Source organism: Falsirhodobacter algicola, from assembly GCF_018279165.1.
Taxonomy (GTDB): Bacteria; Pseudomonadota; Alphaproteobacteria; order Rhodobacterales; family Rhodobacteraceae; genus Falsirhodobacter; species Falsirhodobacter algicola.
On record NZ_CP047289.1, the window covers coordinates 910,814 to 925,303 of the forward strand.

The window sequence follows — 14,490 nt, forward strand, 5'->3', positions numbered from 1 at the left end:
TCACTCCTTGAACAGGTCTGCCTGTCCGGCTGGGGCCTCCTCGGCGTCGCGCTCGGGGGATGGTCGATTGTCCAGAAGGCCGGTTTCACGCAGTTCCTTGAGCCCCGGCAGATCGCGCGCGCTCTCCAATCCAAAATGGTCCAGAAAGAGGTCCGTGACAACAAAAGTTACCGGGCGGCCCGGTGTCATCCGGCGGCGGCCAAGGCGGACCCAGCCAAGCTCCATCAACTGATCGAGCGTTCCGCGGCTGACGGCGACGCCGCGGATCTCTTCGATCTCGGCCCGCGTGGCCGGTTGATGATAAGCGATGATGGCCAGCGTCTCGATGGCAGCGCGCGACAGGCGGCGATCTTCCTCCACCGTCTGCTGCATCAGGAAACCCAGATCGGGCGCCGTGCGAAAGGCCCAGCCCGCCCCGGCACGAACCAGCGTAACCCCCCGCCCCTCGTAGCGGCGGCGCAGCAGGCGCAGCACTTCGGCCGGATCGCAGCCCTCGGGCAGGCGCGCGGCCATCTCGGCCACCGTCAGCGGCTGGCGCGTGGCGAACAGCATCGCCTCCACCATGCGTTCCTGTTCGTCGATGCTGGGAATGGCCGGACTCATGCGCGCCTCCGAACTTGAAGCGGAGCAAAGGTCCCGTCTTGGCGCAGGTCGATCTCTCCGCGCTTGGCAAGCTCCAAGACGGCGGCGAAATGTGCGGCGGTGGCCGAACGGCGGCGCTGCGGCCGATCGCCCCACCCCTCGGGGAGCCAGCCGTCGAGATCGCGCCAGTCGCCGTCATAGCCCAAAACGCCGCGCATCCGGTCCAGCGCCGCCTCCATGGTGAAGATGTCGTGCCGGTCCATCACGAAGGGGCGGAATTCGTCCCGCGTGCGCAGCCGGGCATAGGCGCGCATCAGATCGATCAGGTTCGCGGAATACTGGACGTTCCGCGTGCGGGCGATCGCCTCCTCCATCCCGCGGGGGAAGACATCCTGCCCAAGGCGCGGGCGCGCCATCAGGCTGGCGGCAGCCTCGCGCATGGCCTGAAGACGCTCCAACTGCCAACTGAGATGCGCGGCCAGATCCTCGGCCGAGGGGCCTTCCTCCTCCGGGTCGGGGGGAAGCAGCAGGCGCGATTTCAGATAGGCCAGCCATGCCGCCATCACGAGGTAATCGGCCGCAAGCTCGATCCGCAGCGATTTCACCCGCTCCACGAAGGCAAGGTACTGTTCGGCGAGTTGCAGAACCGAGATGCGCCGCAGATCGACCTTTTGCGCGCGCGACAGGCTAAGCAGAAGATCGAGCGGGCCTTCGAACCCGTCGACATCGATGATCAGCGCCTCGGCGGACAGGCGTTCGGACACGTCCTGCGGCATCAGGCCCCCAGAAGCGCGGCCAGTTCCGCCTCCTGCGCGGCGATGTCGATGGGTTCGGGCGGGCGTCGGCAGGCCAGCGCAGCATTGGCGCGGCGCGCGGCGGCGGAGGTCAGACCGCCCACGGCTGCGGCCACCTCGATCCGGGCCTCCATCGGGCCGTTGCAATGCAGGACCACATCGCACCCGGCGGCGATCGCGGCGCGCGAACGCTCCCCCACCGGGCCGGACAGCGCACCCATTTCGATATCGTCGGTCATCAGCAGGCCGTCAAACCCGATCTGGGTACGGATCACATCGACGAGTATGGGTGAGCAAGTCGCCGGGCGATCGTCGAGCGCGGCGAAGACCACATGCGCCGTCATCGCCATCGGCAGATCGTTCAGCGCGCGAAAGGCCGCGAAATCGCTGCCATCCAGCTCTGCGATCGGAGCATCGACGCGGGGCAGATCGGCATGGCTGTCGCTGGTGGCGCGGCCATGGCCCGGCATATGCTTGACCACGGGCAGAACGCCTTGCGCCAGATGCGCCTCGGCCGCGATGCGCGCCAGACCGGCGACGGTATCGGGCGCCGTGCCATAGCAGCGGTTGCGCAGGAAGGGATGCGTCTCCTCCCCGGCCAGATCCGCCACCGGCGCGCAGTTCGCATCGATCCCGTGACGACGCAGTTCCTCGGCGATCAGGGTCGAGCGGATGGCCATCGCGCGCGCCGGATCAGCGGCGCGAGCCAGCATCTCTAGCGGCGGCAGATGGGCGCGCCAATGCGGCGGGCGCAGGCGCTGCACGCGCCCGCCCTCCTGATCGACGAGGATCGGCGCATCGCGGCCCACCGCCTCCCGTAACTCCGCCGTCAGGCGGCGCAGCTGGTCCGGCGTGTCCACGTTGCGCGCAAACAGGATGAAGCCGAAGGGATCGGCGTCGCGGAAGAAGGCCCGCTCCTCCCGCCCCAGTTCGAACCCATCGCAGCCGAAGATGGCGGCGCCGGTCGTCATCGCACGATGACGGGGATGCAGGCCGCATTCTCGGCCAGCAGCGCCGAGCAGAAGCGCCGTGCGTCCGGCTCCCCTTCGAAGCCCTGCGCCCGAAGGCGGAAGAAGGTGCGCCCGCCGCTGACGGTCTGCTGCACGACCAGCTTCTTGCCCGCCAAAAGGCTGCCGAACTTGCCCGAAAGGCGCGTCCATTCGCTGCGCGCCTGCTCCGGCGAATCGAATGCGCCAAGCTGTACGAGGCTTTCCCCCGATTTCAGCGCCGTCACCGACACCTCTTGCGTGGAGGATGCGGGCACCGGAACGGCCGTCGCGCGGGCCAGCGCGCCCGGACGGATCTGCGGGCGCGGCGAATGAGTTACGGCACCGGGGGGTGCGGGCGGGATATCCGGCTCGCGCACCAGTTCCTGAGGGATCAGCGTCGGATCGATCGCGGGCGGCGGCACGAACAGCTCCTGCACCGGATCGCCTTCGACGGTGGAGGCGCCGGTTTCCTCGCGGTCCTCGCGGACGGGCTGGCCGGAGGGTTCGGGCAGACGCTCGGGCATCACGACGGTGCCGACCACGCCCGAGGCTTCGGCCACGGCGGCCATCACTTCGGGCGGGGGCGCATCGCCCTCCAGCCCCGGACCATCGCCAAGGTCGAGTTCGGCCGCATTGGGCGCCAGCATGATCTCGCTCGGGATCGGACCGGAGGTGCCGGTCGCGGCGATGTCATTGACCAGAAGGCCCTGATTGTCGGCGATCTGACCGCCCGGATCATCCGGCGTCACGCGCATCGGGCCTTCCATCGCACGGATCACCGGAACGCCGCGCACATCGCGCACCGCCACGTTGTATCCCCACACGGCCAGCCCGATGACCATGGCAACGGAGCTGACGGCCCCGGCCAGATGAACGATCCGCTGCACACGCGCCGACCTCGGCGCATGATAATCCACCGAATCGAATTCGTCGAAATCCACCTCAGCCATGTCACTGCCCCGCCGCGGCGTCCATGCACCGCAATCTTGCCTGTTCTTCACAACCGGCGGACGCCTTGTCAGCGCATTTCTTCGACCGGTGCGACGCCAAGGATACCCAATCCATTGGAAATCACAACGCCCGTCGCCCGCGCCAGTCCGATTTTCGCCTGCATCACGGCCAGATCGTCCTGCACGAAGCGCAGCGAGGGTTCGTCATTGCCGCGGTTCCACAATCCATGGAACTCCGCCGCGAGTTCCGCAAGGTAGAAGGCGACGCGGTGCGGCTCGTTATGCTTGGCCGCGATCTCCACGAGGCGGGGCCATTCGGACAGCTTTTTGATCAGCGCGATCTCCGCCTCATGGCCGAGCGCCGCGACATCGCCGCCCGCCAGCGTCAGATCGTCGGTCGCAACGCCCGCCTCGGCGGCCTTGCGCAGCACCGAATTGATCCGGGCATTGGCGTATTGGACATAGAAGACCGGGTTGTCCTTGGACTGCTCCAGCACCTTGTCGAAATCGAAATCGAGCGGCGCATCGTTCTTGCGCGTCAGCATGACGAAACGCGTCACGTCGGCGCCGACCTGATCCACCACATCGCGCAGCGTCACGAAGGTGCCCGCGCGCTTCGACATCTTGAACGGCTCGCCGTTCTTGAACAGCTTCACGAGCTGCACCAGCTTCACATCGAGCGGCACACGGCCCTCGGAGAGCGCGGCGACCGCCGCTTTCATCCGCTTCACATAGCCGCCGTGATCGGCGCCGAAGATGTCGATCAACTGATCGAAACCGCGTTCGACCTTATCAAAGTGATAGGCGATGTCGGGGGCGAAATAGGTCCACGAGCCGTCCGACTTCATCACCGGGCGGTCCACGTCATCGCCATGCGCGGTGGACCGGAACAGCGTCTGCTCGCGCGGCTCCCAATCTTCGGGGGTCTTGCCCTTCGGGGGTTCCAGCACGCCCTCGTAGATCAGGCCCATATCGCGCAGACGTTGCAGCGCCGCCTCGATCTTGCCGGTGCCGTAGAGCGCCTTTTCCGAGGAATAGACGTCCATCTCCACGTTCAGCGCGGCCAGATCCTCGCGGATCATCGCCATCATCCGCTCGGTCGCGAATTCGCGCAGATCGGCCAGCCACACCGTTTCGGGCTGGTTCAGAAGACGGTCTCCATAGGCGTCCTTCAGGGCCTGCCCCACGGGGATCAGATAGTCGCCGGGATAAAGCCCCTCGGCGATCTCCGGCTCGAGGCCATGCGCCTCGCGGTAGCGTTCATAGGCCGAGCGCGCCAGAACATCGACCTGCGCGCCGCCGTCGTTGATGTAGTATTCCCGCGTCACATCGAAGCCCGCGAAGGCCAGCAGCTTTGCCAGTGCATCGCCGACCACCGCGCCGCGGGTATGGCCCACATGCATCGGGCCGGTCGGGTTGGCCGACACGAACTCCACGTTGACGCGCAGGCCCTGCCCCACGGCGCTGCGGCCGTAATCGCCGCCCTGCGACAGGATGGCGGCCACGGTCTGCTGCCAGACGGCATCCTTCAGGCGGATGTTGATGAAACCGGGGCCTGCAACCTCCACCGCCGCGATGCGCGCATCCGCTTCCAGATGGCGGGCGAGGCCCTCGGCGATCTGGCGCGGCGGAAGGCCGGCGGGTTTCGCCAGCACCATCGCCGCGTTCGTCGCCATGTCGCCATGCGCCGCATCGCGCGGCGGCTCCACGGCGACGGCGGCCAGATCCAGCCCTCCGGGCAGATCCCCTGCCGCCTGCAGCGCGGCGATCGCTTCGGTCACGACGGTGCGGAGTTCGGTAAAGAGGTTCATGTCATTGTCCTGTCTGTCGCCTCCGGGATTGCCAGAGGCGACAGGCCGGGTCAATGCTTAGAGCTTGAGCGACAGGACCGTCGCCATCGACAGCTCGCCAAAGCCGTTGAAGCGGGTGTTGGTCGCCGCCGAATAGGCGCCCATCCCTTGGAAGATGACGAAATCGCCCTCCTCTACATCGCCCGCCAGCGGCAGTTCGCCCGGCAGGCGGTCCACGGAATCGCAGGTCGGCCCGAAGATGATGCGGTCCGACTTCTCGCCCGTGCGCAGCGTGCCTTGCGGGGTCATCACCTCGATCCGGTCGATCACGCCGATCATCGGAAGCTCCGTCAGGGAGCCATAGGTGCCGTCGTTCAGAAAGACGTGCTGACCGTCGCGCACCGCCTTGATGCGGGCCGCAAGGGTGAAGGCATCCCCGCAAAGGCCGCGGCCCGGTTCACAGACCAGTTGCGGGCGGGCATCGCCGAAGGCTTCGGTCGCGGTGCGGTCGATCAGATCGAAGATCGCATCGAGATCCGGCGTCACGGCGTTCAGCCGGTGGTTCGGGAAACCGCCGCCCACGTTCAGACGCGCGATGCGCACGCCCGCGCCGCCGGCGATTTCGGCCGCCGCGCCGATATAGCTGCCCCATGCGGCCGGATCGGTGCATTGCGTGCCCGGATGGAATGTCAGCGAGGGGATGAAGCCCGCCGCCGCGGCCTTCGCCAGCAACTCGGTCGCCAGTTCCACCGTCGCGCCGAACTTCGCCCCGAAGTTATAGGCCGCACCGGCGACCGGCAGCTTGAAGCGCACGCTGATCTCCGCGCCCTCGGCCGGGACCAGTTCGATCAGCTTGTCGAGCTCGGTGCCGGAATCGACGCTGTAGCTCTTCACCCCAAGCTCCACCGCGGTGCGGATCTCGTGGCGGGCGCGCACGGGGTTGTTGTAATGCAGGGCCGCATCGGGCACGAGGCGGCGGATCAGCCGCATCTCTGCCGGAGAGGCGACGTCGAACCCCCGGATCCCGGCTGCGGCCAGATTCTCGATCACCACATCTTCGGGGTTGGACTTCACGGCATAGGTGACCATGCCGGGAAAACCGTCGATGAACTTGCGCGCCATCGCTTGCAGGATGGAGGGCGAGAAGAACAACACGGGCGTTTCGGGGGACAGCGTCCGCACATATTCGGCCGGCGACGTCCAGATTGTTTTCGAGAGTCCCATCGGCGTTTCCTTTCTGCCAACAGAAGCGGTCCCGGCCCCCGGATGTTCCCGGAAGGCGGCACCTGCGAGGTTTCAAAGAACCAGGCCAGGTGCGTATGAGCCGCCCTTTTCCTGAAAACAAGGACGCCCCTATGCAGCACATGGACGCGTTTGCAAAGCGTTTTTTCGACCTCTTTGCGAAAACCCGCTTTTGCCAAGCATGACAGGGAAAAATGTCGTTCTCACGACGGGCTTTTCACCGGCGGCGAACGCCTGTATCCCTGCCCCGTCAGCAAGAAGGGGCCGGACAATGGCGATGGAAAAGACGTTCGACGCGACCGAGGCCGAGGCTCGCCTGTCCGCCATGTGGGAAGAGATGGGGGCCTTCCGTGCGGGGGCGAACGCCTCCCGCCCGGAAACCTTCTGCATCATGATCCCGCCGCCGAACGTCACCGGCTCGCTTCATATGGGGCATGCGTTCAACAACACGCTGCAGGACATCCTCGTGCGTTGGCACCGGATGCGCGGCTTCGACACGCTGTGGCAGCCCGGAACCGACCATGCCGGCATCGCAACGCAGATGGTGGTGGAACGCGAGCTTGCCCGCACCGGCCAGCCCGGACGCCGCGATCTCGGGCGCGAGGCCTTCCTCGAAAAGGTGTGGGAGTGGAAGGACAAATCCGGCGGCACCATCGTGGGGCAGCTGAAACGGCTCGGCGCGTCCTGCGACTGGGACCGCGAGGCGTTCACCATGTCGGGCAATTTCCCCGAGGCCGTCGCCAAGGTCTTCGTGGAGATGTACCGCAAGGGCCTGATCTATCGCGGCAAGCGCCTCGTGAACTGGGACCCGCATTTCGAAACGGCGATCTCCGACCTCGAGGTGGAGAATGTCGAAACGCCCGGCCATATGTGGCACTTCAAGTACCGCCTCGCAGATGGCGCGACCTATGAATACGTCGAGAAGGACGAGGACGGAAACGTCACCCTGCGCGAGACGCGCGACTATATCGCCATCGCCACGACCCGGCCCGAAACGATGCTGGGCGACGGCGCGGTGGCCGTGCATCCGAGCGACGAACGCTATGCCCCGATCGTGGGCAAGATGGTGCAACTGCCGCTCTGCGATCGTCTGATCCCGATCATCGCCGACGAATATCCCGACAAGACCTTCGGTTCGGGCGCGGTGAAGATCACCGGCGCGCATGATTTCAACGACTATCAGGTGGCGCGGCGGGCGGGCCTGCCGATGTACCGCCTGATGGACACGCGCGGCGCGATGCGGACCGACGGCGCCCCCTATGCCGAGGCGGTCGCCCGCGCGCGCGAGATCGCCGCCGGATCGCCCACGACCGAGGCCGAGGTGGACAGCCTGAACCTCGTGCCCGCGAAATATCGCGGCATGGACCGGCTGGAGGCGCGCAAGGCGGTGGTGGCCGACATTACCGCAGCGGGCCTTGCGGTCACGCGGCTCGTCTCCTCCATCGACGAGGAAACGGGTTCGGAGCATCTGGAACGCCACCCGGTGGTGGAGTCCAAACCCATCATGCAGCCCTTCGGCGACCGCTCGAAAGTGGTGATCGAACCGATGCTGACCGATCAGTGGTTCGTGGATACCGGGCGCATCGTCGAACCCGCGCTGGAGGCCGTGCGCAGCGGCACAACGAAGATCCTGCCCGAGCGCGATGCGAAGGTCTATTTCCACTGGCTGGAGAATATCGAGCCGTGGTGCATCTCGCGTCAGCTGTGGTGGGGGCATCAGATCCCGGTCTGGTACGGCCCGCGCCGCATCCCCGAAGAGGAGGGCGTCGCCCCCTTCGATTGGTCCGAAACCGTCAGCTTCTGCGCCGCCAGCGAAGAGGAAGCGCGCCAGCAGATGCTGGATTATTACGGCGATTTCGCGCTGGTGCCGGTCGCGGACCGCGATGCCGCGCTCGCCCATGCCGAAACGCCCGATTCCGTCTGCTACTGGCGCGATCCGGACGTGCTCGACACGTGGTTCTCCTCGGGGCTGTGGCCGATCGGCACCCTCGGCTGGCCCGAACAGACGCCGGAACTTCAGAAATACTTCCCGACCAACGTGCTGGTCACCGGCTTCGACATCATCTTCTTCTGGGTCGCCCGGATGATGATGATGCAGCTGGCCGTCGTCGATCAGGTGCCGTTCCGCACCGTCTATGTCCACGCCCTCGTCCGCGACGAGAAGGGCAAGAAGATGTCGAAATCGCTCGGCAACGTGCTCGACCCGCTGGAACTGATCGACGAATACGGCGCGGATGCCGTGCGCTTCACCCTGTCGGCCATGGCCGCGATGGGCCGCGATCTGAAGCTGTCGACCGCGCGCATCGCCGGGTATCGCAACTTCGGCACCAAACTGTGGAACGCCTGCCGCTTCGCCGAGATGAACGGCGTCTGGGAAGGGCATGCGACGCACGCCGCCCCGCCCGAAGCCAGCGCGACGGTGAACCGCTGGATCATCGCCGAAACCTCCGCCGTGCTGGCCGAGGTGAATGCCGCGCTGGAAGGATACCGCTTCGATGTGGCGGCGAATGCGCTCTATGCCTTCGTCTGGGGCAAGGTCTGCGACTGGTATGTCGAATTCGCCAAACCCCTGTTCGACGGCGATGCCGCCGACGAGACGCGCCGCACGATGGCATGGGTGCTGGATCAGTGCATGATCCTGCTGCACCCGATCATGCCCTTCATCACCGAAGAGCTTTGGGCCACGACCGGCACCCGCGCCAAGGCGCTGGTCCACACCGATTGGCCCGAACATGCCGCCGCCGATGCCGACGCGACCGCCGAGATGACTTGGGTCATCTCCGTCATCGAGGGCATCCGCTCGGCCCGGGCGCAGGTGCGCGTGCCGGTGGGCCTGAAGCTGCAGGCGCAGGCGATCGGTATGGACGAGGCGGCCCGCGCCGCGTGGGACCGCAACGCCGCCCTGATCCAGCGCCTCGCCCGGATCGAGAGCCTGACGGATGCCGACGCCATCCCGCAGGGCGCGATCACCGTCGCCGTCGAGGGCGCGACCTTCGCCGTGCCGTTGGAGGGCATCATCGACATCGCCGCCGAGAAGGCCCGGCTGGAAAAGACGCTCCAGAAGCTGGAGAAGGACATGAACGGGATCGCGGGGCGGCTGAAGAACCCCAAATTCCTCGCCTCCGCTCCGGAGGAGGTCGTGGACGAAGCCCGCGAGAATCTGGCCCAGCAAGAAGCGGAAGCGGCAAAGCTGCGCGCCGCCCTCGCCCAGCTTTGACCCCCTTGCGGCCCCCGACATCGGGGGCCGCCGCATCACCGGAAGTTCCATGCCGCGCTATACGCCCCTGATCCGCTCGCTCCCCTCATCGGTGCCGTTCGTCGGCCCGGAAACGCAGGAGCGGGTGCGCGGGCATGCCTTCGCGGCCCGGCTGGGCGCGAATGAAAACGTGTTCGGCCCCTCTCCCCGCGCGATCGAGGCGATGCGGAACGCCGCCGCCGAGGCATGGATGTATGGCGATCCCGAGAACCACGACCTGCGCCGCGCGCTGGCCGCGCATCACGGCGCGGGTATGGAGAATATCGTCGTCGGGGAAGGGATCGACGGCCTATTGGGGCTGCTGGTGCGGCTCGTGATCGGGCCGGGGGATGCAGTCGTCACCTCGGACGGGGCCTATCCGACCTTCAACTTCCATGTCGCGGGCTTTGGCGGGACGCTGCACAAGGTGCCCTATCGCGGCGATCACGAAGACCCGGAGGCGCTGATCGCCAAGGCACGCGAAACGGGTGCCAAACTCATCTACCTTGCCAATCCCGACAATCCGATGGGCAGCCATCACAGTGCTGCCGCGCTGGAGCGGATGGTGGAGGCGGTGCCGGAGGGCGCGCTTCTGATCCTCGACGAGGCCTATGTCGAACTGGCGCCCGAGGATGCCGTGCCGACCATCGCGCCGGACGATCCGCGGGTGATCCGAATGCGGACCTTCTCCAAGGCCCATGGGATGGCGGGGGCGCGGATCGGCTATGCGCTTGGCGCGGCGCCGCTGATTTCCGCCTTCGACAAGGTGCGTAACCATTTCGGCGTCAGCCGGATCGCGCAGGCGGGGGCGCTGGCGGCCCTGCAGGATGCCGATTGGCTGGCCCATATCCGCGCCAGCGTGGCGAGCAGCCGCGAGGCGCTTTCTGCCATCGCCCGGGACAATGGGCTGACGCCCCTGCCCTCGGCCACCAATTTCGTGACGATGGATTGCGGCGGCGACGGGGCCTTTGCCCGCCGCGTGCTGGAGGGGCTGGTGCAGCGGGGCATCTTCGTACGCATGCCGTTCGTCGCGCCCCACGACCGCTGCATCCGCGTCAGCACCGGCACCGAGGCGGACATGGCCGCCTTTGCCGCCGCCCTGCCCCATGCCTTGGCCGGGGCGCGTCAGTCCTGACGGGCCGGTCCAATCGGGCGCGCGACGCCTTCGGGGCTGTTGGCGACCGGCAGCGGCGTGGCCGCGCCCTGCGACACTTCCACCGCGCCGATGCGGGCGGCGGTGTCGTCCTGAAGCGGACGGCGGAACACCAGAAGGTTGTGGGTGACGGTGGCGCGGCGGGTCCAGCCGACCTTTTCCTCGCAGGGCAGCGTTTCGGCGCCGACGAATTCCCAGCCCTCACGGCCCACGCGATTCATCACGGCCGCCAGCGCCAGCGCATAGCGTTCCGAAGGATTGCGCACGCCCCGCGTCTTTTCGCCCTTCGCGGGGGCCGGAATGACCTGATATTCAAAGCGCGTCATGGCTGTCTCCTCTGCCTTGCAGTGGCGACATAGCCTTGCGCGGGCGGGAAGCCAACCGCGCAAGGCCAGCCTTGGATCACAGTGCGATGCGCCGAGCGGCCTCGCGCCGATCCGAAAGCTCTTCGGCCACGAGGAAGGCCAGCTCCAGCGCCTGACTGGCGTTCAGACGCGGATCGCAGGCGGTGTGGTAACGGTCCGACAGATCCTCATCCGTGACGGCCCGCAGCCCGCCCGTGCATTCGGTCACGTCCTGGCCCGTCATCTCGAAATGCACGCCGCCGGGGATCGTGCCCTCGGCGCGGTGGATCGCGAAGAAGTCGCGCACCTCGGACAGAACGTTGTCGAAGGGCCGCGTCTTGTACCCCGAGGGCGACTTGATCGTGTTGCCATGCATCGGATCGCAGGACCAGACGACGTTCGCCCCCTCTTCCTGCACGGCGCGGATCAGGCGCGGCAGATGATCGCCCACCTTGCCCGCACCGAAGCGCGCGATCAGCGTCAGACGACCGGCCTCGTTCTCGGGGTTGAGGCGCGCCATCAGCACCTTCAGATCCTCGGCCGTGGTGGAGGGGCCGCATTTCAGGCCGATCGGGTTCAGCACGCCGCGGCAGAACTCCACATGCGCGCCATCGGGCTGACGCGTCCGGTCGCCGATCCAGATCATATGGCCCGAGCCCGCCACCGGATGGCCGCTGATCGAATCGACGCGGCAGAGCGCCTCTTCGTATTCCAGCAGCAGCGCCTCGTGGCTAGTGTAGAAATCGACCGAGGACAGCGTATGCGCGGTATCGGGGTTCACCCCGGCCGCCGTCATGAAATCGAGCGCATCGGCGATGCGGTTCGACAGCTCGCGGTAGCGTTCGGCCTTGTCATGCTCGGCAAAGCCCAGCGTCCAAGCGTGGACGCGGTTGATATCCGCGAACCCACCCGTGGAGAAGGCGCGCAAGAGGTTCAGCGTCGCCGCCGCCTGCGTGTAGGCCTGCAGCATCCGCTGGGGATCGGGCACGCGCGCGGCGGCGGTGAAATCGAAGCCGTTCACGATATCGCCGCGGTAGGAAGGCAGTTCCTGCCCGTCGATCACCTCGGTCGGGGCGGAACGGGGCTTGGCGAACTGACCGGCCATGCGGCCCACCTTGATCACCGGAACCTTCGCGCCCCATGTCAGCACGACGGCCATCTGCAGCATCACGCGGAACGTGTCGCGGATGGTGTCGGCGCGGAACTCGGCGAAGCTTTCGGCGCAATCGCCGCCCTGCAACAGGAAGGCCTTGCCCGCCGCCACATCGGCCAGCTGCGCGCGCAGGCGGCGCGCCTCGCCGGCAAAGACCAGCGGCGGATATTTCCCAAGCTGAGCCTCGACCGCGTTCAGCGCGTTCGTATCGGGGTAATCCGGCATCTGGATACGCGGCTTCGCGCGCCAGTCGGATTTGGTCCAGCCTTGAGTCATCCTTCGTCTCCACCGCTTGGGGTTCGTACGCGTATAGATCAAAAAACGCGCATGGGCTATCGCCATCGGGATGTTTCTGGTGCGAATGCTGCGGCGGGCCGCGCGGGCTTGCCAAGTCCGCCGCCATCGGGCAAGCCGGGCGCATGCTGCGCATTTCCGACATAAGCTATTCGATCGAAGGCCGACCGCTCTTCGAGAACGCCTCGGCGACCATCCCGACCGGCCACAAGGTCGGCCTTGTCGGGCGCAATGGGGCGGGCAAAACCACCCTGTTCCGCCTGATCCGAGGCGAGATCGCGCTGGAGGGCGGCGAAATCAGCCTGCCCGCACGGGCGCGCATCGGCGGCGTCGCCCAAGAGGTGCCCTCCTCCTCCACCTCGCTGATCGATACGGTGCTGGAGGCCGACACCGAACGCGCGGCCCTTCTGGCCGAAAGCGCGACCGCGACGGACGCCGCCCGCATCGCCGAAATCCAGACGCGGCTGACCGACATCGACGCATGGTCCGCCGAGGGGCGGGCTTCGGCCATCCTCAAGGGGCTCGGCTTCGATGCCGAGGCGCAGCTGCGTCCCTGCTCGGACTTCTCGGGCGGCTGGCGGATGCGCGTGGCGCTGGCGGGCGTGCTCTTTGCCCAGCCCGATCTCCTGCTCTTGGACGAGCCGACGAACTATCTCGACCTCGAAGGCGCGCTGTGGCTGGAGGCTTATCTTCAGAAGTATCCGCACACCGTCCTCATCATCTCGCATGATCGGGGGCTGCTGAACCGCGCGGTGCAAGGGATCTTGCATCTCGACTCGAAGAAACTCACCTACTGGACTGGTCCCTATGACCAATTCGCCCGGCAGATGGCCGAACGGCGCGCCGTCCTGACGGCCGAGGCCAAGAAGCAAGACGCCCGCCGCGCCCATCTTCAGGCCTTCGTGGATCGGTTCAAGGCCAAGGCCTCCAAGGCCGCGCAGGCGCAGTCCCGCGTCAAACAGCTGGAGAAGATGGAGACGATCACCCCGCCCGAAGAAGCGCGGCAGATGGTCTTCACCTTCCCGGAGCCCGAGGAACTCTCGCCCCCCATCGTCAACCTCGACGGTGCGGCGGTAGGCTATGACGACACCCCGATCCTGCGGCGCCTCAGCCTGCGGATCGATCAGGACGACCGTATCGCCCTTTTGGGCCGCAACGGCGAAGGAAAATCCACGCTTTCCAAGCTGCTGGCCGGCAAACTTCAGACGATGGGCGGGCAGATCACACGCTCGTCCAAGCTGCGCATCGGCTATTTTGCGCAGCATCAGGTGGATGAGTTGTTCATCGACGAAACCCCGCTTCAGCACCTGCAACGGATGCGTCCGGCCGAGGGGCAGCCCCGGCTGCGGGCGCGCCTTGCGGGCTTCGGGCTTGGCGCCGATCAGGCCGAAACCGCCGTGGGCCGCCTGTCGGGCGGGCAGAAGGCGCGGCTGTCGCTGCTGCTGGCGACGCTGGACGCGCCGCATCTGCTGATCCTCGACGAACCGACGAACCACCTCGACATGGAAAGCCGCGAGGCGCTGACCGAGGCGCTCAACAGCTATTCCGGGGCGGTGGTGCTGGTCAGCCACGACATGCACCTTCTGTCGCTCGTCGCGGATCGGCTGTGGCTGGTGAAGGACGGCGCGGTCGCCCCGTTCGATCAGGATCTGGAGGCCTATCGCCGCCTGCTTCTGCAAGGGGATGAGCCGGAAAAGCCGAAGGCCCCGAAGAAGAAGGTCAGCCGCGACGATGTCGCCACCCTCCGCTCCGAGGTGCGCAAATGCGAAGAGCGGGTGACCAAGCTGACCGACATGCGCGAGAAGTTGGCCGTCAAGCTGAGCGATCCCGCCCTCTATGACCGCCCCGACGAAGCGGCCGTCTGGCAGAAGAAATACGCCGAAGTGATGGAAGGCCTCGACCGGGCCGAGGATCTGTGGCTGCGCGCGCAGGAGAAGCTGGAGGCGGCCGGCTGAGCCGGTTCG

The 14,490-nt window shown here is 66.8% G+C and carries 11 protein-coding genes; 3 read left to right on the top strand and 8 right to left on the bottom strand.

The annotated features are described in order from the left end of the window. The 6 genes from scpB to GR316_RS04590 form a co-directional block, all read right to left on the bottom strand. Entirely contained in the window at positions 1-603 is a 603-nt protein-coding gene (scpB, locus tag GR316_RS04565) for an SMC-Scp complex subunit ScpB (protein WP_211784852.1), read from the bottom strand. Beyond that, positions 600-1,358, bottom strand: a complete 759-nt coding sequence (locus GR316_RS04570) for a segregation and condensation protein A (RefSeq protein WP_211784853.1) — start codon at positions 1,356-1,358, stop codon at positions 600-602. The genes scpB and GR316_RS04570 overlap by 4 nt, the downstream gene beginning before the upstream one ends. After that, on the bottom strand, positions 1,358-2,347 hold the full coding sequence (gene nagZ, locus GR316_RS04575) for a beta-N-acetylhexosaminidase (RefSeq protein ID WP_211784854.1): 990 nt from the start codon (positions 2,345-2,347) through the stop codon (positions 1,358-1,360). Before nagZ ends, GR316_RS04570 begins: the two co-directional genes overlap by 1 nt. Then, positions 2,344-3,315, bottom strand: coding sequence for an SPOR domain-containing protein (locus tag GR316_RS04580; protein WP_211784855.1), 972 nt, complete (start codon positions 3,313-3,315; stop codon positions 2,344-2,346). Before GR316_RS04580 ends, nagZ begins: the two co-directional genes overlap by 4 nt. Positions 3,316-3,383: 68 nt before the next feature. Next, a complete protein-coding gene (gene argS / locus GR316_RS04585) occupies positions 3,384-5,126 on the bottom strand; it encodes an arginine--tRNA ligase (RefSeq protein ID WP_211784856.1) in 1,743 nt (580 codons plus the stop codon). Between the two features lie 57 nt (positions 5,127-5,183). Then, positions 5,184-6,329 carry a type III PLP-dependent enzyme gene (locus tag GR316_RS04590; RefSeq protein WP_211784857.1) on the bottom strand — a complete coding sequence of 382 codons (1,146 nt, stop codon included), beginning with the start codon at positions 6,327-6,329 and terminating at the stop codon, positions 5,184-5,186. Between the two features lie 289 nt (positions 6,330-6,618). Between GR316_RS04590 and GR316_RS04595 the strand changes: the two genes are divergently transcribed. Continuing rightward, positions 6,619-9,564: a valine--tRNA ligase gene (locus GR316_RS04595; protein ID WP_211784858.1), complete on the top strand. Its 2,946-nt coding sequence runs from the start codon at positions 6,619-6,621 to the stop codon at positions 9,562-9,564. A 49-nt stretch (positions 9,565-9,613) separates the two neighbouring features. Next, a complete protein-coding gene (locus tag GR316_RS04600) occupies positions 9,614-10,717 on the top strand; it encodes a pyridoxal phosphate-dependent aminotransferase (protein ID WP_211784859.1) in 1,104 nt (367 codons plus the stop codon). Here the strand turns inward: GR316_RS04600 and GR316_RS04605 are convergent. After that, the gene (locus tag GR316_RS04605) at positions 10,708-11,061 is read right to left on the bottom strand and encodes a DUF4177 domain-containing protein (RefSeq protein ID WP_211784860.1); all 354 of its coding nucleotides are present in this window, start codon (positions 11,059-11,061) and stop codon (positions 10,708-10,710) included. The two genes, GR316_RS04600 and GR316_RS04605, sit on opposite strands and share 10 nt — an antisense overlap. Positions 11,062-11,137: 76 nt before the next feature. Further along, a complete protein-coding gene (locus GR316_RS04610; protein ID WP_211784861.1) occupies positions 11,138-12,508 on the bottom strand; it encodes a class II 3-deoxy-7-phosphoheptulonate synthase in 1,371 nt (456 codons plus the stop codon). A 143-nt stretch (positions 12,509-12,651) separates the two neighbouring features. Here GR316_RS04610 and GR316_RS04615 point away from each other — a divergent pair, with 143 nt between their 5' ends. Then, positions 12,652-14,481, top strand: a complete 1,830-nt coding sequence (locus tag GR316_RS04615; protein ID WP_211784862.1) for an ABC-F family ATP-binding cassette domain-containing protein — start codon at positions 12,652-12,654, stop codon at positions 14,479-14,481. Positions 14,482-14,490: the final 9 nt, after the last annotated feature.

What these genes read in the sequence shown, in the direction of transcription:
- scpB (WP_211784852.1), bottom strand. Translation starts at nt 603, where the DNA reads ATGAGTCCGGCCATTCCCAGCATCGACGAACAGGAACGCATGGTGGAG.
- GR316_RS04570 (WP_211784853.1), bottom strand. Translation starts at nt 1,358, where the DNA reads ATGCCGCAGGACGTGTCCGAACGCCTGTCCGCCGAGGCGCTGATCATC.
- nagZ (WP_211784854.1), bottom strand. Translation starts at nt 2,347, where the DNA reads ATGACGACCGGCGCCGCCATCTTCGGCTGCGATGGGTTCGAACTGGGG.
- GR316_RS04580 (WP_211784855.1), bottom strand. Translation starts at nt 3,315, where the DNA reads ATGGCTGAGGTGGATTTCGACGAATTCGATTCGGTGGATTATCATGCG.
- argS (WP_211784856.1), bottom strand. Translation starts at nt 5,126, where the DNA reads ATGAACCTCTTTACCGAACTCCGCACCGTCGTGACCGAAGCGATCGCC.
- GR316_RS04590 (WP_211784857.1), bottom strand. Translation starts at nt 6,329, where the DNA reads ATGGGACTCTCGAAAACAATCTGGACGTCGCCGGCCGAATATGTGCGG.
- GR316_RS04595 (WP_211784858.1), top strand. Translation starts at nt 6,619, where the DNA reads ATGGCGATGGAAAAGACGTTCGACGCGACCGAGGCCGAGGCTCGCCTG.
- GR316_RS04600 (WP_211784859.1), top strand. Translation starts at nt 9,614, where the DNA reads ATGCCGCGCTATACGCCCCTGATCCGCTCGCTCCCCTCATCGGTGCCG.
- GR316_RS04605 (WP_211784860.1), bottom strand. Translation starts at nt 11,061, where the DNA reads ATGACGCGCTTTGAATATCAGGTCATTCCGGCCCCCGCGAAGGGCGAA.
- GR316_RS04610 (WP_211784861.1), bottom strand. Translation starts at nt 12,508, where the DNA reads ATGACTCAAGGCTGGACCAAATCCGACTGGCGCGCGAAGCCGCGTATC.
- GR316_RS04615 (WP_211784862.1), top strand. Translation starts at nt 12,652, where the DNA reads ATGCTGCGCATTTCCGACATAAGCTATTCGATCGAAGGCCGACCGCTC.